General features: G+C 59.2%; 18 protein-coding genes. 8 read left to right on the top strand and 10 right to left on the bottom strand.

Annotated features, from left to right (window positions below):
• Positions 1 to 71: 71 nt before the first annotated feature.
• Positions 72 to 842 (top strand): MetQ/NlpA family ABC transporter substrate-binding protein, encoded by a 771-nt coding sequence (locus tag ACWKV5_RS10400; protein WP_483841205.1) that lies wholly within the window; start codon positions 72 to 74, stop codon positions 840 to 842.
• Between the two features lie 105 nt (positions 843 to 947).
• Here ACWKV5_RS10400 and soxR read toward each other — a convergent pair whose 3' ends face one another.
• Positions 948 to 1,415 carry a redox-sensitive transcriptional activator SoxR gene (gene soxR / locus ACWKV5_RS10395; RefSeq protein WP_483841204.1) on the bottom strand — a complete coding sequence of 156 codons (468 nt, stop codon included), beginning with the start codon at positions 1,413 to 1,415 and terminating at the stop codon, positions 948 to 950.
• 93 nt (positions 1,416 to 1,508) lie between these two features.
• On the opposite strand from soxR, the gene ACWKV5_RS10390 reads away from it, so the two are divergent.
• Complete coding sequence (locus ACWKV5_RS10390; RefSeq protein WP_483841203.1) at positions 1,509 to 1,874, top strand: antibiotic biosynthesis monooxygenase; 366 nt, start codon at positions 1,509 to 1,511, stop codon at positions 1,872 to 1,874.
• Here ACWKV5_RS10390 and ACWKV5_RS10385 read toward each other — a convergent pair.
• The 4 genes from ACWKV5_RS10385 to msuE form a co-directional block, all read right to left on the bottom strand.
• Positions 1,871 to 2,974 carry a sigma-54 interaction domain-containing protein gene (locus ACWKV5_RS10385; RefSeq protein WP_483841202.1) on the bottom strand — a complete coding sequence of 368 codons (1,104 nt, stop codon included), beginning with the start codon at positions 2,972 to 2,974 and terminating at the stop codon, positions 1,871 to 1,873. The two genes, ACWKV5_RS10390 and ACWKV5_RS10385, sit on opposite strands and share 4 nt — an antisense overlap.
• Before the next feature lie 24 nt (positions 2,975 to 2,998).
• Positions 2,999 to 4,201: an acyl-CoA dehydrogenase family protein gene (locus tag ACWKV5_RS10380; protein ID WP_483841201.1), complete on the bottom strand. Its 1,203-nt coding sequence runs from the start codon at positions 4,199 to 4,201 to the stop codon at positions 2,999 to 3,001.
• A gap of 201 nt (positions 4,202 to 4,402) precedes the next feature.
• Positions 4,403 to 5,548, bottom strand: a complete 1,146-nt coding sequence (gene ssuD / locus ACWKV5_RS10375) for an FMNH2-dependent alkanesulfonate monooxygenase (RefSeq protein ID WP_483841200.1) — start codon at positions 5,546 to 5,548, stop codon at positions 4,403 to 4,405.
• Positions 5,549 to 5,558: 10 nt separating this feature from the next.
• Complete coding sequence (gene msuE, locus ACWKV5_RS10370) at positions 5,559 to 6,122, bottom strand: FMN reductase (RefSeq protein ID WP_483841199.1); 564 nt, start codon at positions 6,120 to 6,122, stop codon at positions 5,559 to 5,561.
• A gap of 397 nt (positions 6,123 to 6,519) precedes the next feature.
• Between msuE and ACWKV5_RS10365 the strand changes: the two genes are divergently transcribed.
• The 4 genes from ACWKV5_RS10365 (at position 6,520) to ACWKV5_RS10350 (ending at position 10,742) form a co-directional block, all read left to right on the top strand.
• On the top strand, positions 6,520 to 6,789 hold the full coding sequence (locus ACWKV5_RS10365; protein WP_027925793.1) for a hypothetical protein: 270 nt from the start codon (positions 6,520 to 6,522) through the stop codon (positions 6,787 to 6,789).
• A 103-nt stretch (positions 6,790 to 6,892) separates the two neighbouring features.
• Positions 6,893 to 7,507: a LysE family translocator gene (locus tag ACWKV5_RS10360; protein WP_483841198.1), complete on the top strand. Its 615-nt coding sequence runs from the start codon at positions 6,893 to 6,895 to the stop codon at positions 7,505 to 7,507.
• Between the two features lie 204 nt (positions 7,508 to 7,711).
• The gene (locus tag ACWKV5_RS10355; RefSeq protein ID WP_483841197.1) at positions 7,712 to 8,869 is read left to right on the top strand and encodes an aminotransferase class V-fold PLP-dependent enzyme; all 1,158 of its coding nucleotides are present in this window, start codon (positions 7,712 to 7,714) and stop codon (positions 8,867 to 8,869) included.
• Between the two features lie 64 nt (positions 8,870 to 8,933).
• A complete protein-coding gene (locus ACWKV5_RS10350; RefSeq protein ID WP_483841196.1) occupies positions 8,934 to 10,742 on the top strand; it encodes an aminopeptidase P family protein in 1,809 nt (602 codons plus the stop codon).
• On the opposite strand, the gene ACWKV5_RS10345 is transcribed toward ACWKV5_RS10350, so the two are convergent.
• Complete coding sequence (locus ACWKV5_RS10345) at positions 10,735 to 11,655, bottom strand: LysR family transcriptional regulator (protein WP_483841448.1); 921 nt, start codon at positions 11,653 to 11,655, stop codon at positions 10,735 to 10,737. The two genes, ACWKV5_RS10350 and ACWKV5_RS10345, sit on opposite strands and share 8 nt — an antisense overlap.
• A gap of 104 nt (positions 11,656 to 11,759) precedes the next feature.
• On the opposite strand from ACWKV5_RS10345, the gene ACWKV5_RS10340 reads away from it, so the two are divergent.
• Positions 11,760 to 12,758: a zinc-dependent alcohol dehydrogenase family protein gene (locus tag ACWKV5_RS10340; protein ID WP_483841195.1), complete on the top strand. Its 999-nt coding sequence runs from the start codon at positions 11,760 to 11,762 to the stop codon at positions 12,756 to 12,758.
• Here ACWKV5_RS10340 and ACWKV5_RS10335 read toward each other — a convergent pair.
• The gene (locus ACWKV5_RS10335; RefSeq protein WP_483841194.1) at positions 12,755 to 13,345 is read right to left on the bottom strand and encodes a 2-hydroxychromene-2-carboxylate isomerase; all 591 of its coding nucleotides are present in this window, start codon (positions 13,343 to 13,345) and stop codon (positions 12,755 to 12,757) included. The genes ACWKV5_RS10340 and ACWKV5_RS10335 overlap by 4 nt on opposite strands.
• 36 nt (positions 13,346 to 13,381) lie before the next feature.
• A complete protein-coding gene (locus tag ACWKV5_RS10330; RefSeq protein WP_483841193.1) occupies positions 13,382 to 14,110 on the bottom strand; it encodes an SDR family oxidoreductase in 729 nt (242 codons plus the stop codon).
• A 92-nt stretch (positions 14,111 to 14,202) separates the two neighbouring features.
• Here ACWKV5_RS10330 and ACWKV5_RS10325 point away from each other — a divergent pair, with 92 nt between their 5' ends.
• The gene (locus ACWKV5_RS10325; RefSeq protein ID WP_483841192.1) at positions 14,203 to 14,775 is read left to right on the top strand and encodes a TetR/AcrR family transcriptional regulator; all 573 of its coding nucleotides are present in this window, start codon (positions 14,203 to 14,205) and stop codon (positions 14,773 to 14,775) included.
• Here the strand turns inward: ACWKV5_RS10325 and ACWKV5_RS10320 are convergent.
• Both ACWKV5_RS10320 and rhtA read right to left on the bottom strand, forming a co-directional pair.
• A complete protein-coding gene (locus ACWKV5_RS10320) occupies positions 14,762 to 15,043 on the bottom strand; it encodes a hypothetical protein (protein ID WP_027925802.1) in 282 nt (93 codons plus the stop codon). The genes ACWKV5_RS10325 and ACWKV5_RS10320 overlap by 14 nt on opposite strands.
• A gap of 168 nt (positions 15,044 to 15,211) precedes the next feature.
• On the bottom strand, positions 15,212 to 16,099 hold the full coding sequence (rhtA, locus tag ACWKV5_RS10315) for a threonine/homoserine exporter RhtA (RefSeq protein WP_483841191.1): 888 nt from the start codon (positions 16,097 to 16,099) through the stop codon (positions 15,212 to 15,214).
• Between the last annotated feature and the right edge of the window lie 448 nt (positions 16,100 to 16,547).

The raw sequence follows: 16,547 nt of genomic DNA, 5'->3' as shown, positions 1-16,547 counted from the left end.
TTATCCAAAAGAAAGCAATCAGGCCCCACGTCCACCCCACGACGGCCACTCAATCTGCCTAGGAGCGCAACATGAAAAAGACCCTGGCCATTCTGGCTGCCTTAGTGTCGTTGAGCGTTCACGCCAACGAAAAACTCACCGTCGGCGCCACTCCGGTCCCGCACGCGGAAATCCTCGAATTCGTCAAACCGATCCTGGCCAAGGAGGGCGTGGACCTGGACATCAAGGTTTTCACCGATTTCATCCAGCCCAATCAGCAGTTGGCGTTGAAGAACCTCGACGCCAACTATTACCAGTACCGGCCGTTTCTCGATGACTACAACAAGACCCGCCACACCGATCTGGTGCCGGTGGTCGGCGTGCACATTGAACCGTTCGGCGCCTACTCGACCAAGATCAAAAACATCGCCGAGCTGAAGGACGGCGCCACCGTGTCGATCCCCAACGACCCGGTGAACACCGGCCGTGCGCTGGTGCTATTGCACGAAGCCGGGCTGATCAAACTCAAGGACCCGAGCAACACCCTGGCCACACAACGGGACATTATCGACAACCCCAAACACCTGAAGATTCGTGAGCTGGAGGGCGCATTGCTGGCGCGTTCGGTGAGTCAGGTCGACCTGGCGTTTGTCTTTGCCAACTACGCGCTGGAAGCGGGGATCGACACCAACAGCGCGCTGATTGTCGAGAAGGGCAAGAGTTTGTATATCGAGTTTCTGGTGGCGCGGCCGGACAACATCAATGATCCGGGCTTGCAGAAACTGGCCAAGGCGTTGAATTCGGATGAGGTTCGGCAGTTCATCCTGACCCGGTACAAGGGGCAGATTGCGCCAGGGTTCTAGATCTTTATTGAATGTAAGGACGCCATCGCGAGCAGACTCGCTCCCACAGTTGACCGGAGAACGCGGTCTCCTGTGGGAGCGAGCCTGCTCGCGAAGGCCGCGACGCTATTTCTGGCCTGGCCCAGATTCCAGCAGCTGCGCCCCCGGCCCCTGTTCCCCCAGCACATCACCAAAGTTGCGCAACGGACATGCCTCCATCGACAAACACCCACACCCGATGCAGCCATTGAGCTTGTCGCGCAGCAACGTCAGTTGATTGATCCGCTCATCCAGGTCCCGGCTCCATTGCGCCGACAGCACCTTCCAGTCCGCCGCCGTCGGTGCGCGGTTATCCGGCAGCGATTTCAACGCCTCACCGATCTCCGCCAACGGAATCCCCAGGCGTTGCGCGACTTTGATCAGCGCCACCCGCCGCAACACTTCCCGTGGATAGCGCCGCTGGTTGCCCTGATTTCGCGTGCTTTTGATCAGCCCCTTGGATTCATAAAAGTGCAGCGCCGTGACCGCCACACCGCTGCGGGCGGCCAATTGGCCGACGGTGAGTTCCTTGTGCAGATTGTCCGGGGTGATCATTTAAAAATCCTGCTTGACCTCTAGTTAACTCGAGGTTTTACCCTGCAGGCCTTCGGATCGCAAGATCCGCCTGGCACGTGAGGGGGACTATTCATGCAATCGTCAGAGAACAATCGCAGCTTCACCCAACTGATCGAGTTCGAGATCGAGCCGCATCAGCAACCTGCGCTGGTGACGGCGTTGTCCCGGCAGACCGAGCGTCTGGCGCGGGATTTCAGTGGTTTTCTGAGTGCCAGCATCCAGGCCAGCGACGACGGCCGGCGGGTGCTCAACTACCTGCAATGGCAAACCCGCGCGGCGGGAGAGGCGGCCTTTCGCAGTTTTGAAAGCGGCGAACAGGATTTCTGGCAACTGATCCGCGCCCATCAGGCGAAGACCGTGACGTTCGGCTCGTTCCAGGTGCTGCACAGCCTGGCGCTCAGCCACGACAACGCGCTGCACTGCCGCCTGGTGGGTTAAATCGACAACTGCATGACCCGCTCGCCCTGGACATTCTCCATCACCCGGCGTTTGTTTACGGCCAATTCGCCGATCTTGATCAGCCGCGTGCGCGTCACGTTTCGGCTCAGGCCCAGCAGGGCAGCGGTGTGCACCTGGTTGTAATGGCAGAAGCGATAGGCCGCGCGCAACAAGGCGTCTTCGACTTTTTCATGCAACGCGCCGGCCTGTTCTGCGAAGAGTTTTTGAAAGGCTCTATCCAGCAGGGCTTCCGGGGAATCGTCGACGCTGGTGTGATAGTCGTCCTGGCGCTCGATGCGCATGTTGGACAGGCGCAGGTCATCGCGTTCGATCACGCCGTTGCGGCAGATCAGCAGCGTGTGGTGGATGACGTTTTCCAGTTCGCGGATGTTGCCCGGCCAACTGTAGCTGCGCAGTTTCAATTCGGCTTCTTTGCTGATGGTGATGCTGCCGTAGCCCAGGCGTCGGCTGTAGGCGTCGATGAAATGGCGGGTCAGCGGCAGGATGTCGCCGGGGCGCTCGCGCAAGGGGCTCAGCTCCAGGCTGACGACGTCGAGGCGGTAATAAAGGTCTTCGCGAAAATGCCCGGCGTTGATGGCTTTTTCCAGTTGCACGTTGGTCGCGGCCAGCACGCGCACGTCGATCGGAATGCTTTTACGCGAACCGAGCCGCACCACTTCGCGCTCCTGCAACACGCGCAGCAGCTTGACCTGAATCGCCATCGGCAGATCACCGATTTCATCGAGGAACAACGTGCCGCCATCGGCCTCTTCGAACCAGCCGGCCTTGGCGCTCAACGCGCCGGTGAACGCGCCTTTTTCGTGGCCGAACAGCTCGGCCTCGACCAGCGATTCGGAGAAGGCGCCGCAGTTCACCGCCACGAACGGCCGGTTGCGCCGGGCGCTGAGGTTGTGGATGTGCCTCGCCACCAACTCCTTGCCGGTGCCGGTTTCGCCAATGATCAGCACGCTGGCTTCACTGGGCGCGACTTGTTGCAGATGGGCGAGCAAGGCCTGGGATTTCGGGTCTTCGAACACTTGCGCGGTGGCACGGATCGAAGTCGCCAGCGCGGGCGAGGGCGGTAAGGTCAGCAGTTGCATGGGGTTCGCTCCATGAAGAGAAGGCTAGGAATAGAAAGTCGGAACGGGCAAGGCCTGGTTCAGCGCCCAGTCACCCAGCTCATGGAGTTTGTAATCCACCGGGTCGTGCAGGGTTTGCGTGCGCAGGTTGCGCCAGTGACGGTCGAGTCGCAGGGACGCGTGAGTCGAGCGCGCGCCGGTGACTTCGAACAAGCGGCTACACAGCTCCAGGCCGTTACGCGTGGCGGCGACTTTCGCGGTGGCGATGGCGGTGGCCAGATGTCCACGTTCTTCGGCGCTGAGGTTCGGGCCTTTTGCCCAAGCCTTGTCGAGCAGTTCGGCGGCGCGTTCCACCAGCAGTCGAACACCTTCGAGAGCGACCCAGAATTCGCCGTAATGGCCGAGGACATAAGGATCCTGACGCACATCCTGAACCGTGGATTTGTGCCACGGCCGGGTCTCGGTGAGCGTGTATTGCCGCGCTTCTTCAAAGGCGCCCTCGGCGATGCCGAGGAACATATGGGTGAACGTCAGTTGCGCAATCAACGGCCGCAGGCAGGCGAACGGTGTGCTCAACGGGCCCGGATCGAGCAGCAATTCCGACTCTTCGACCCGCACCCGTTCGAACGTGGCGCTGCCGCTGTCGGTCTGGCGCTGGCCCATGTTGTTCCAGTCGTTGTGCAGGGTGATGCCGCTGCGACCACTGGGAATCGCGGCGATCAACAATTTGCCGCCGGCGCTTTCATCGACGGCAGAGGCGATCAGCATTTCCGAATCGCTGGCACCGGAGCAGAAGCTTTTCTTGCCGGAAAACTCACGCCAGCCCCTCAGGTTTTTCACCACCGTGCGGGTGTCCAGCGGGTTGAGGGCGTTGCCCCAGAACCAGTTCTTGCGTGCAGTCTGCTCGAACCAGGGCTGCCATTGTTCAGGCCTGGCGAACAGGCGCACGGTGGCGAGCATCAAGTGATGGAAACCGAAGACGTGGGCGATGGAACTGTCGACCTTGGCGAACTCACGGACGATGGCCAGGGTTTCGCTCCAGCTGGCGCCGAGGCCGCCGTACTGGACCGGGATGCTCAAACCCAGCAGGCCACTGTGGCGCAGGGCATCGCGTTCAACCTTGGGCGTGCCCCCGCGCTCGTCGCGCTCGACGGCGGTCAGGGCAAACCCGGCGGCCAGTTGGCGGGCGGTCTGCAAGGGGGATAACAGGGTGCTGTGCGGCTTGGCGGTCACGCGTGAGTTCCTCATAAATTCGACACAAATCCTCCTATGGAGTGGGCTTTGTTTGGCGAGGGGGCTTGCCCCCGTTCGGCTGCGAAGCAGTCGTTAAACCGATTGACGCGGAGTATCAGAAAATACTCGGCATCCAGGTTTAAGGGCCGCTTCGCGCCCCAACGGGGGCAAGCCCCCTCGCCACAAAGTTGCCCATTCCCAAGGAGGAGTTGTTCGTCAGGCCGTGGCTTTGGTGGGCAGCACATCATTGGCAATCATTTCGCCAAAGGGCCCGGTCAGGTTGGTGGTGCCGCGTCCCGCCAGGCTGGCGTACGGCTCGGGCAACAACGGGAACACCAACTCGGCAAACCGATAAGCCTCTTCAAGGTGCGGATAACCGGAGAAGATGAAACTCTCGATTCCCAGGTCCGCGTACTCCTTGATCCGCGCCGCCACTTGCTGTGGATCACCGACCAACGCGGTCCCTGCACCGCCCCGCACCAGACCGACACCGGCCCAGAGATTGGGGGCAATTTCCAGGTTGTCACGACGCCCGTCATGCAGCGCCGCCATGCGTCGCTGACCTTCGGAGTCGAACCGCGAGAACGATTTCTGGGCAGCGGCGATGGTCTCGTCGCTGATGTGCTCGATGAGTTTGTCAGCGGCTTTCCAGGCTTCGTCGGCGGTCTCGCGCACGATCACATGCAAGCGAATCCCGAACTTCACCGTGCGACCGTTTCGCGCCGCACGCTCACGCACATCCGCGAGCTTTTGCGCCACGGCGGCCGGAGGTTCGCCCCAGGTCAGGTAGACGTCCACCTGCTCGGCGGCCAATTCATGGGCGGCTTCGGAAGATCCGCCAAAGTAAAGCGGCGGGTAGGGTTTTTGCACCGGCGGGTAAAGCGCCTTGGCGTTCTGTACCTGAAGGTGTTTGCCTGCGAAATCCACCGCTTCGCCTTGTAGCACCCGGCGCCAGATCTGCAGGAATTCATCGGTGACTTCGTAGCGCTCGCTGTGATCGAGAAAGATACCGTCGCCACGGTTTTCATCCGGGTCACCGCCGGTCACCACATTGATCAGCAAGCGGCCGTTGGACAAACGATCCAGCGTCGCAGCCATGCGCGCCGAGACCGTCGGCGAGATGATCCCTGGCCGAATCGCCACCAGATAACGCAGGCGTTCGGTCAGCGGCACCAACGCCGAAGCAATCACCCAAGAGTCCTCGCACGAACGCCCGGTTGGAATCAGTACGCCGTGATAGCCAAGGCTGTCCGCAGCCTGGGCCACTTGTTTCAGGTAGTTGAGCGTGACCGGGCGTGCGCCCTGGGTGGTGCCCAGGTAATGGCCGTCGCCGTGAGTGGGCAGGAACCAGAAAACATCCATGAAGAAATCCTTAAGCGATTTTCAGCAGATTTTTGGGGTGCACGCCGAACAACGGCGCGGCGCGTTCTGCAGCAAGACGAATGCGGGCCTTCAAGGGCTCACTGGTTATTTGGTAGTTGGAGAAATCGGCTTCGGTGGCATAGACGCCAATCGGCAAGGTCAGGGCCTGGAAGAAACTGAACAGCGGGCGCAATTGATGATCGAGGACCAGCGCGTGACGTTCGCTGCCACCGGTGGCAGCCAGCAGTACCGGCGTGTCGATCAGGGCGTTGAGGTCGATCAGGTCGAACAGGTGCTTGAGCAATCCCGGGTAGGAGCCGCGATACACCGGCGCGGCCACAATCAGCAGGTCGGCGTTCTCGATCGCTTGCAACTCGGCTTCAATCTCGGCGCTCAATTCTTGTCGCGAAAGTGCCGCACCGAGGGGGCGAGCGATGTCGCCGAGTTCGATCAGCCGGCTCTCGATCGGCAATTGCTCCGACAGTTCGCTCAACAGCGCCTGAGTCAGCACCAGGGTGCGAGACGGGCGCCAGGTTCCGCCCGACAGGGCAACGACTTTCAATGCACGGGACATGATCAGTTCCTTTTTCAACAGTTGCTCGGGGAGCAGTGAGTAGGTCTTGGGTTGAGCAAGAGCTGTACCAATCCTTCGGGCCCCTGTTTACGGGGCTTTGAGCATGTTTCCTGGCCGACGTTGTACTGTTTTCGGCGCTGTTTGCTGGATGACTGTTGCCTGGCAAACAGTTGTTCCGGCAACAGTTCGTGCAGCGATGGCGTTGTTATAAAGGCTGTTTTATATTCCGTAAAAGACATTAAACAAATATTTATAGATCTTTAAGGAATATATGTGGGCGGACCTGGAGAGTGTTTACCAAAGTCGATAGCCACTATTGAGAGCGTTGATTTCTGCCCGTGAAGCCGCGCGAGTAGCCTGTGTTCATTCCCCCGAACCCAGATGCAGGACGCCAAAAATGAAACCTCTAATCGCCACTTTTCTGCTGCTCGCGGTCTCTGTGCTTGCCGGTTGTGCCAGTCATGTTTCACCGGAATTGCGGCCGTACACCGCAGAAGAATCCAAGGAATTGGCGTTAGAGGATTTGAATCGTCGTGGTCTGTCCTTCGAGGAATACCACGCGAAGAAAGCCGCACTGCTCGGTCAACCGCAAAAGTCGTTCAGCTTCGATAAACAGGGTGAGATGAACGCCGAACGTGCTGTACAGCTTCACGGTCGTCCAAGCTGATCGAAAACTGTACCGCTCGAAGTTTCACGTAACTGTCCATGGGTTTCCGGCAAGGCGTGCGTTAGGGTCTTAACACCCGATTGACCCTAATGGACTGCCGCTGATGACACTTTCACTCGATCTGCTGATGGGCCTGGCCCTGTTTGCGCTCGTCACCTCGATTACTCCCGGCCCCAACAACACCATGTTGCTGGCATCGGGTGTGAACTTCGGCTTTAACCGCACCATCCCGCATATGTTGGGTGTCACCTGCGGCTTCTTTGTCCTGGTGGTCGCCGTCGGGTTCGGCCTTGGTGCCGTGTTTCAAACCTATCCTTTGCTCTACACCGTGCTGCGCTACGTCGGCGCGGCGTATTTGCTGTACCTGGCATGGAAAATCGCCCATTCAGGCCCGGTCTCCGAGAGCGAGAACGGCGAAAGCAAACCCATCACTTACCTCGGCGCAGCTGCGTTCCAATGGGTCAATCCCAAGGCGTGGATCATGGCCATCGGCGCCATCAGCACCTACACGCCGATGCAGGGTTATTTCACCAATGTGATCATCATTGCGGCGGTGTTTGCCGTGATCAACCTGCCGAGCGTCGGCATCTGGGCCGGGTGCGGCACGTTGTTGCGCAATGTGTTGAAGGACCGCCGCTGGTTGCGCCTGTTCAACTGGGGCATGGCGGCGCTGTTGGTGGCTTCGCTGTATCCGTTACTTCTTGAAAGCTTTAGCTGACGCATTGCTTCAACCGGTTGCCCGATGCCTGTTAAGCTCGACTTCAGGAGCGTTCCTACGCACTTTTAAATGAAGTTGTTCTTCTTTAACGGCTTCCGATCAGGTATTTCTAACGTGCTGAAATATCGGCGCAGCTCACAAGGCTGCGCCTTGACGTTTCCGTCATGAGCTTCCTGATCCCGGAACACGCTCTGCGAGTCTTTTATGAATAAGCGTCCGTTGTATTTCGATTACGCCGCCACCACGCCGGTGGATGAGCGGGTCATCAAGGTCATGGTCGAGTGTCTGGGTTATACCGGCAATTTCGGTAACCCGGCGTCCAGCTCCCATGCCTATGGTCAGCAAGCCCGACAGTCGGTCGAGCACGCCCGGCAGCAGGTCGCCGATCTGGTTGGCGCCAACGCGCAGCAGATTGTCTGGACCTCCGGTGCCACTGAATCCAACAACCTCGCGCTCAAGGGCGTGGCCCAGGCCCGTGGTGTCAGCGGCGGGCACATCATTACCAGCCAGATCGAACACAAGGCGATTCTCGACACGGCGAAGCAATTGCAGGACGCCGGTGTTGCGGTCACCTACCTGGTGCCTGACGCCGAAGGTTTGATCACGGCGCAAGCGGTCAGCGAAGCGATGCGTGAAGACACCTTTCTGGTGTCGCTGATGCTGGTCAACAACGAACTGGGCACGGTCAACGATATCGCCGCCATTGGTGAAGTCGTGCATGCACGCGATGCGTTGTTTCACGTCGACGCGGCGCAAGGCGCAGGCAAAGTGGCCATTGATCTGGCGCGCCTGCCGGTGGACCTGATGTCGTTTTCCGCGCACAAGATCTACGGCCCCAAAGGCATCGGTGCGCTGTACGTCGGCCCGCGCGCGCAACAACGCTTGCAGGCACAGATTCACGGCGGTGGTCACGAAGGCGGGTTGCGTTCCGGCACCCTGGCGACTCATCAGATCGCAGCCATGGGCGCGGCCTTCGCCTTGGCCGCCGATGTCTTCGATGAAGAGAAAGCCACGATCGTGCGCTTGCGCGAACGTTTGCTTGAGCAGTTGCTGAGCCTTCCCGGCGTTCGCCTCAATGGCAGCCCGGCCCAGCGCATTCCCCATACCTTGAGCCTGACGTTCAGCGAAGGTGAATTCAATTCTGCGGCGTTGAGCCATTCAATCGCTTTTTCTGCGACGTCGGCCTGCAACTCTGCCAGCAACGCCCCATCCCACGTGCTGCTGGCCCTGGGGCATGACGCCCGCTCGGCGAGTCGCACCATCCGCTTGAGTCTCGGCCGGTTCACCACCGAGCAAGATATCGACCAAGCGGTGCAACTGATCAAAGCGGCCTGCGCCAGCGCCCCGGCATTCTGGCAGTAGCGCCTTAAAGCGCCGACTCAGATCGGCACTCAACAATAAGCTGAAGTGATTAGCAGGAGACACGATGAGTACGCAGCCTTCGATCAATGGATCGGTGCCACAGCGCCTGGCGCAAACCCGCGAACTGATGAGCCGCGAAGGCATTCATGCCTTGCTGGTGCCGTCGGCCGATCCGCACCTGTCGGAATATCTGCCGGGTTACTGGCAGGGACGGCAGTGGTTATCGGGCTTCCATGGCTCGGTCGGCACACTGATCGTGACCCCGGATTTTGCCGGCGTCTGGGCCGACAGTCGTTACTGGGAGCAAGCGACCAAGGAGCTCAAGGGCAGCGGCATCGAACTGGTCAAGCTGCAGCCGGGTCAACCTGGCCCGTTGGATTGGCTGGCCGAGCAAACCCCTGAAGGCGGCGTCGTCGCGGTGGACGGTGCGGTGATGGCCGTGGCGTCGGCACGTACGCTGGGTGGCAAACTCGAAGAGCGCGGCGCCCGCCTGCGTACCGACATCGATCTGTTGAGCGAAGTCTGGAGCGACCGCCCGACGTTGCCGAATGAGCCGATCTATCAGCATTTACCGCCGCAGGCGACGGTCAGCCGTGGCGAGAAACTGGCGAAACTGCGCGAGGTGTTGAAGGATCGTGGCGCTGACTGGCATTTTGTCGCGACCCTCGATGACATCGCCTGGTTGTTCAATCTGCGCGGCGGCGACGTGTCGTTCAACCCGGTGTTCGTGTCTTTCGCCTTGATCAGCCAGGAGCAGGCCACCCTGTTCGTTGCCCTGAGCAAAGTCGATGCTCAACTGCGTGCGGTGCTCGAACAAGACGGCGTGACCCTGCGCGATTACAGCGAAGTGGCCGCTGCATTGCGAGCCGTGCCGAGCGGCGCGAGCCTGCAAGTCGATCCGGCGCGCGTCACCGCCGGTTTGCTGGACAACCTCGACAAAGGCGTAAAACTGGTTGAAGGCCTGAACCCGACCACGCTCGCCAAGTCGCAAAAAAGCCTGGCCGATGCCGAACATATTCGTCAAGCCATGGAGCAGGACGGTGCCGCCCTGTGCGAATTCTTCACTTGGCTGGACTCGGCCTTGGGTCGTGAGCGCATCACCGAGCTGACCATCGACGAACACCTCACTGCCGCGCGTACCCGACGTCCGGGCTACGTGTCGCTGAGCTTCAACACCATTGCCGCGTTCAACGCCAATGGCGCGATGCCGCACTACCACGCGACCGAAGAAGAGCACGCGGTGATCGAGGGTGACGGTCTGTTGCTGATCGACTCCGGCGGTCAGTACCTGGGTGGCACCACCGACATCACGCGAATGGTGCCGGTCGGTACACCAACGGCTGAACAGAAACGCGATTGCACACGCGTGCTCAAAGGCGTGATCGCGCTGTCCCGCGCGCAATTCCCTCGGGGGATTTTGTCGCCATTGCTCGATGCCATCGCTCGCGCGCCGATCTGGGCTGAGAGTGTCGACTACGGTCACGGCACCGGCCATGGCGTCGGCTACTTCCTCAACGTTCACGAAGGTCCGCAGGTCATCGCCTATCAGGCTGCTGCTACTCCGCAGACCGCGATGCAACCGGGCATGATCACCTCCATCGAACCAGGTACCTATCGTCCGGGCCGTTGGGGCGTGCGTATCGAGAACCTGGCGCTGAACCGAGAGGCGGGTTCCAGCGAATTTGGTGAGTTCCTCAAGTTCGAAACCCTGACACTGTGCCCGATCGACACCCGTTGCCTGGAGCCGTCGCTGCTGACCCTGGAAGAGAAACAGTGGTTCAACGCTTACCACGCCGAAGTGCGCGAGCGCTTGAGCCCGTTGCTCGAGGGCGCGGCCCTTGAGTGGTTGAACACCCGTACTGCGGCTATTTGACGGGTTGCAGTTCAGGCGCTTGTTCGAGCGCCTGACTCATGTAGTCGACAAAAGCCCTGACCCTGGCGGATTGGCGACGATTCGCCGGGGACACGGCATGGATCGGCAGCGACTGTGCCGTGTAGTCTTGTAAAATCGCTTTCACTCGGCCGGCTTTCAGATCCTCGCTGAATAACCACACCGGCGACAGCGCAATGCCCAATCCCCCCAGCACCATCTCGCGAATTGCCTCGGAGTTGTTGCTTTGCGCATTACCCCTGATACGCACTTCGTGGCGTTGGTTGCCTCTTTCGTAATGCCATAGGTTCTGACTGTTCAGTAAATTGAATTGCAGGCAGTTGTGCGCGCCGAGCTCTTCCGGGGTGTGTGGCTCGCCGTGTTGCTCAAGGTAGTCAGGCGCTGCAACCGTAATCCGGTGCGTGGTACCGATGTGACGTGCGAGCAGACTACTGTCGCTCAACTCGCCGATTCGGAACGTCACGTCCAGCCCTTCACTGACCAGGTCCTGATTTTGATCGCTGAGTTGCAGGTCAATCTGAACCTGAGGGTGCGCTTTGAGAAACTCAGGGAGTCGCGGTGCAATGTGCAAGCGCCCGAAACTCACGGATGAACCGATTTTCAGGTTGCCGGCGACGGATTCGCGTCCCGATCGAAAACGCTGTTCCGCCGCGTCCACGGCAGCCAGGATTTGCCGGCATTCGGTGTAGTAGCGCTGACCTTCATCGGTCAGTGACAGTTGGCGGGTGCTGCGGCTAATCAGCTTGGCGCCCAGTCTGGTTTCCAGCGCCCTTAGTAGCTTGCTGATGGTGGGCTGGCTGGTCTGCATCTCCCGGGCAACGGCCGAGAAGCTGCCACGTTCGACGACCCGAACGAAAGTGGCCATTGCGTTGAGTGTGTCCACGAGATTTCTCATTGATGCCATATGGGCATGATCACTATAGCGATATAGCGTCTTATCAGCATGATTGAACGGGGCGAAGATTACTTCCACACCCACTTCTGACGGGATTTGCCGAAATGACTGACTCACTTGAAATGCGCGCTCTGATGGTGGACTCGGCCAATGGGCCTTTACGCTTGGTTTCCCTGCCGCGGCCGGTGCCGGGAGCGGGCCAAGTGCTGGTGCGGATCAAGGCCAGCGGGGTGAATCCGCTGGATACCAAGATTCGTTCGGGGCAGGCGGCTCATGCACGGCAGCCATTGCCGGCTGTGTTGGGCATGGACCTCGCGGGGATCGTTGAGGCGATAGGAGAGGGCGTCAGTGGATGGCTGCCGGGTGATGAGGTCTATGCGATGGCGACCGGAATCGGTGGTGCGCAGGGCTCTTTGGCTGAGTTCGCGGTGGTTGATTCGCGGCTTCTGGCGCACAAGCCAAAAAATCTGAGCATGCGCGAGGCGGCAGGGTTGCCTTTGGTATTGATCACGGCGTGGGAAGGGCTGGTTGATCGGGCTCGGGTTCGGGCTGGACAGAAAGTGCTGATTCACGGTGGTGCGGGTGGTGTCGGGCACGTGGCTGTGCAAGTTGCCCGGGCTTTCGGTGCAGAAGTGTTCGCGACGGGTTCAACGGGTAACAAGGGGCTTATTGAAAGCTTTGGCGCAACGTTCATCGATTATCGTGCGTCTTCGGTGGAGGAGTATGTGGCTGAGTTCACTTCGGGGGAGGGATTCGATGTGGTCTATGACACGGTGGGCGGCGGGGTATTGGATGATTCATTCAAGGCAGCTCGGGTTTATGAAGGGCATGTAGTGAGCTGTCTGGGCTGGGGACAACATAGCCTTGCGCCGTTGTCATTTCGTGGGGCGACTTATTCCGGGGTGTTTACGCTGTTGCCTTTGTTAACCGGTAAGGGGCTTGAGCACCATGGGCAGATTCTTCAGGACGCGACTCGGCTGATAGAGGCGGGTCAGTTGAAACCGTTGCTCGATCCTCGGCAGTTCACGCTGGAAACTGCCGGGGCTGCTCATGAGTTGATCGTTTCAGGAGGCGCGCAGGGGCGGTTGGTGGTCGAGATTTAACTCAGGGCTTCAACCACGAAGTCCAGCCGATCCTGGCCGAAGAACAACTGATTGCCGACGAACATGCTTGGCGCACCGAATACACCGCGTTGTACGGCTTTCTCGGTATTGTCCTTGAGGACAGCTTTGACTTCCTCGTCGGCTGTCAGGGCGAGTACTTCGTTGGGGTCAAATCCGTGGTGTGTCAACACAGCTGCGACGGTGGCCGGGTCATCGAGGCTGCGGCCTTCGACCCAGAGGGCCGTGAACAGACAGTCGATAAACGCCATGAAGCGCTCGGGATGACGTAACTGAATCCCGGTCACCGCACGCATGAGCATCAGGGTATTGATGGGGAAATGTGGATTGAATTTGAGTGGCACGCCATAGCGCTTTGCATAGCGGTCGAGGTCTTGAAACATGTAGCGGCCCTTGGCCGGGATCACCGCCGGCGAAGCGTTACCGGTGGCCTTGAAGACGCCACCCAGCAGCATGGGCGTGTAAACAAGTTGGCTGCCGGTTTGCTCGCAGATTTTGGGCAGCTGGGTATAGGCCAGGTAGGTGGCCGGGCTGCCGAGGTCGAAATAAAACTCCACGGTTTTGCTCATGGTCGGTGCGCTCTGTTTATTGTTGTAGGGGAGGGCTTACCAGCGTTCGCTCCAGGGCCGTAAATCCAGTTCGAACGTCCAGGCGTCGCGGGGCTGGCTGTGCAGGTACCAATAGTTCTCGGCGATGTGCTCGGGGTTGAGAATTCCGTCTTCGTCCTTGGTCGCGTACTTTTCCGGAAAGCTCTCGCGGATGAAATCGGTATCGATAGCCCCATCGACGACGACATGAGCAACGTGGATATTCATGGGGCCAAGTTCACGCGCCATGCTTTGGGCCAGGGCTCGAATTCCGTGCTTGGCACCGGCAAATGCTGCGAATCCCGCGGCACCGCGCATACCCGCGGTGGCTCCGGTGAACAGGATAGTGCCCCGTTGACGCTTGGCCATGCGCTTGGCGACTTCACGAGCGTTGAGAAAACCTGAAAAACAGGCCATTTCCCAAATCTTGAAATACTTGCGGGCCGTTTCTTCAAGAATGCTGCAGGGCACATTCGCGCCGATATTGAACACAAACGCTTCGATGGGGCCGATCTCGCTTTCGATCTGTTCGACTAGCGCGATCACCTCTTCTTCCTTGCGCGCATCACAGGCAAAACCGTAGGCGTCACCGCCGTTGGCTTTGATGGCGTCGACCAGCGGCTGAAGTTTGTCTGCGCTGCGTCGGGTGACGCAGGCGACGTAACCTTCCTGGGCAAAACGCTTGGCGATGGCGCCGCCAGTAGCATCACCCGCGCCGACAACCAGTACGACCTTCTTGTTATTCATAGGTTGAGCCCTTTGCTAAACGATCGTTAACTGAACGAACGTTATGCTACGATTTGGCACGCGTCAAGACGATCAATCCTGAGGAGAGGGCAATGCGCTACTCGGCCAGTCACAAGTTGGAAACCAAAGAGAGGCTGCTGGAAAGCAGCGCGGTGTCAGCCAAGAAGTCAGGTTTTTCCACGGTCGGTGTCGACGGTTTGATGAAGGCGATCGGCCTGAGCGGCGGGGCTTTCTACAGTCATTTTTCGTCGAAAGATGAACTGTTCGCTTCAATCGTCGAGCGTGAGCTGTGCCAAAGCCTGGAGCGATTAAGCGCCGATCAGGGGCGCGAAAAGCTTGAGCGGTGCCTCAAGCATTACTTGAGCATGGCGCATGTCGAGCATCCAGAATCCGGCTGCGCATTACCCGCGTTGGGTGCAGAGATCGCTCGTTCGGATGTGCTGGTTCGCCAGCAGGCGGAGCGCTGGATTTGTCAGCTACAGGAGAGTTGGGCGCGCATCCTGGAGAGCGACAGCCTGGCTTGGGCCATTTTGTCGCAATGCATCGGTGCTTTGGTGGTCGCGCGGATGCTGGCGACGCCAGACATCCAGCGGAATGTATTGAAGTCCAGCTACGATGAGATTGGCCGCCAGATTGCCGGGCGGCATCAATCTACTTGCAAATGACGATCATGCTGCGGCTGGTGTAGCCGGCGGGATTGAGGCCGAACGGATAATCGCCTGGTTCTTCCACCGCATCCCCCGACTTGGCGATGACCTTGTACCCCTTGGGTGCGCACGAGTTGGCGGCGCTGGTGTAGCACTTGTCCCACGAGGATGAGAGCCCTGAACAGTTGATATGCAGCCCTTTTTTGCCATGCTTGACTGATGTTTTCGAGGTCGCCGCGCAGCCCGCAACTGCAAGTACGGCGATCAATATCAAAATTCGTTTCATTGCTGTCCTTATAGCGTTCCCGGATCTTGCGCCCGGGTCTGGCTGCATTCGCTTTCGCTGAAGCGTTCTGATGTCCCTATCCTGAAAAAATCCATGTCTGGCGCTGGGTTACGGGCCTAAACATGGCCTAATTGAGCGGTAATTACCAGACCCGCGTCAAATCCTGTATCAATCTGCCGCAACCGCTGGCTTGGCACTGCTGCCCATGGTCATGGTCGCCCCCACGGAAGCCAGAATGATGCACAAGATAGCCATCCACTGTGACAGTGAGAGGTACTCTTGGAGGAACAGCAGGCCTGACAACGCGCCAATCGCCGGTTCGATGCTCATCAAAGTGCCGAATGTACGGGCGGGCATTCGGGTGAGCGCGACCATCTCCAGCGTGTAGGGCAGGGCGGTGGACAGAATGGCTACACCAATGGCCACGGGGATCAGCGACGGAGTCAGCAGCGCGGCGCCGGCGTGGACGATGCCGATAGGGGCCACGAACAATGCCGCAATCATCACGCCCAATGCGGCGGTCTGCACACCGTTGTCGGCGCCGGCCTTTTGCCCGAAAAGAATGTACAGCGCCCAGCAGACACCCGCGCCCAACGCATAGCCGGCACCTTCAAGGTCAATCCCGGCACTTGTCGCGCCTGTAGGTATCAAGAGCAGCAAGCCGATAGCCGCGAGTGCTATCCATAAAAAGTCGATCGCACGCCGCGAAGCGTAGATCGCCACTGCCAGAGGCCCGGTGAATTCCAGGGCTACGGCAATGCCCAGGGGGACGGTGCGTAACGACATATAGAAGAGGAAGTTCATGCCGCCCAGCGCCATGCCATAGATGATGACGGTGCGCAGGGATTTTGCGGTGAGCTTGGCCCGCCATGGCCGCAGCATGAGCAGCATGATCACACTGGCGAACATCAGACGCAGGGTGGTGGTTCCTTGAGCGCCAATTACCGGGAACATGCTTTTGGCCAGGGACGCTCCGGACTGGATCGAGGCCATGGCTATTATTAGCAGGCCTACCGAAAACAAGGTCGAGGCGAGGCTGCGGGGCTGATCATTCATTGCGTGGCATCGTCCGAAAATGGAAGCGAGAGTGTTGATGTAGTGCGGTTGGGCAATATAGTGCGCATTCGTGGCGGGCGCGTCTATATATAGCAGTGATTTTGGATTGATCGATAGAAAAACCAAATCAGCGCTTGACGGCAGATTCTGGATGTCTATAATTCGCCCCACTTCCGGCGCAGTCGAAACGGAAAACTCCTTGGTAAACAAAGAGTTATGCAGGTTTCGACAGTGAGCGGCTTCAGGTCATCGAAGCCCGAAAGGGAGTTGAAAAAGAGGTGTTGACAGCAGCGTGTAACGCTGTAGAATTCGCCTCCCGCTACCGAGTGATCGGAAGCGCAAGTGGTTGAAGTTGTTAAAGATTTCCAAGCGAAACTTTGAAAACTTCTGAAAATAACCGCTTGACAGCAACAGAGGCTGCTGTAGAATGCGCGCCTCGGTTGAGACG

Source organism: Pseudomonas oplopanacis (assembly GCF_057128725.1).
The sequence above is the reverse complement of the archived record's forward strand: the minus strand, read 5'-3'. Positions and strand labels throughout refer to the sequence as shown.

Bases quoted from the DNA above. Each gene is read 5' to 3' on its own strand.
- ACWKV5_RS10385 (WP_483841202.1), bottom strand. From the start codon at position 2,974: ATGCAACTGCTGACCTTACCGCCCTCGCCCGCGCTGGCGACTTCGATC.
- ACWKV5_RS10390 (WP_483841203.1), top strand. From the start codon at position 1,509: ATGCAATCGTCAGAGAACAATCGCAGCTTCACCCAACTGATCGAGTTC.
- ACWKV5_RS10360 (WP_483841198.1), top strand. From the start codon at position 6,893: ATGACACTTTCACTCGATCTGCTGATGGGCCTGGCCCTGTTTGCGCTC.
- ACWKV5_RS10355 (WP_483841197.1), top strand. From the start codon at position 7,712: ATGAATAAGCGTCCGTTGTATTTCGATTACGCCGCCACCACGCCGGTG.
- ssuD (WP_483841200.1), bottom strand. From the start codon at position 5,548: ATGGATGTTTTCTGGTTCCTGCCCACTCACGGCGACGGCCATTACCTG.
- ACWKV5_RS10340 (WP_483841195.1), top strand. From the start codon at position 11,760: ATGACTGACTCACTTGAAATGCGCGCTCTGATGGTGGACTCGGCCAAT.
- ACWKV5_RS10345 (WP_483841448.1), bottom strand. From the start codon at position 11,655: ATGAGAAATCTCGTGGACACACTCAACGCAATGGCCACTTTCGTTCGG.
- ACWKV5_RS10365 (WP_027925793.1), top strand. From the start codon at position 6,520: ATGAAACCTCTAATCGCCACTTTTCTGCTGCTCGCGGTCTCTGTGCTT.
- ACWKV5_RS10350 (WP_483841196.1), top strand. From the start codon at position 8,934: ATGAGTACGCAGCCTTCGATCAATGGATCGGTGCCACAGCGCCTGGCG.
- ACWKV5_RS10330 (WP_483841193.1), bottom strand. From the start codon at position 14,110: ATGAATAACAAGAAGGTCGTACTGGTTGTCGGCGCGGGTGATGCTACT.
- ACWKV5_RS10325 (WP_483841192.1), top strand. From the start codon at position 14,203: ATGCGCTACTCGGCCAGTCACAAGTTGGAAACCAAAGAGAGGCTGCTG.
- rhtA (WP_483841191.1), bottom strand. From the start codon at position 16,099: ATGAATGATCAGCCCCGCAGCCTCGCCTCGACCTTGTTTTCGGTAGGC.
- ACWKV5_RS10380 (WP_483841201.1), bottom strand. From the start codon at position 4,201: ATGAGGAACTCACGCGTGACCGCCAAGCCGCACAGCACCCTGTTATCC.
- ACWKV5_RS10320 (WP_027925802.1), bottom strand. From the start codon at position 15,043: ATGAAACGAATTTTGATATTGATCGCCGTACTTGCAGTTGCGGGCTGC.
- msuE (WP_483841199.1), bottom strand. From the start codon at position 6,122: ATGTCCCGTGCATTGAAAGTCGTTGCCCTGTCGGGCGGAACCTGGCGC.
- soxR (WP_483841204.1), bottom strand. From the start codon at position 1,415: ATGATCACCCCGGACAATCTGCACAAGGAACTCACCGTCGGCCAATTG.
- ACWKV5_RS10400 (WP_483841205.1), top strand. From the start codon at position 72: ATGAAAAAGACCCTGGCCATTCTGGCTGCCTTAGTGTCGTTGAGCGTT.
- ACWKV5_RS10335 (WP_483841194.1), bottom strand. From the start codon at position 13,345: ATGAGCAAAACCGTGGAGTTTTATTTCGACCTCGGCAGCCCGGCCACC.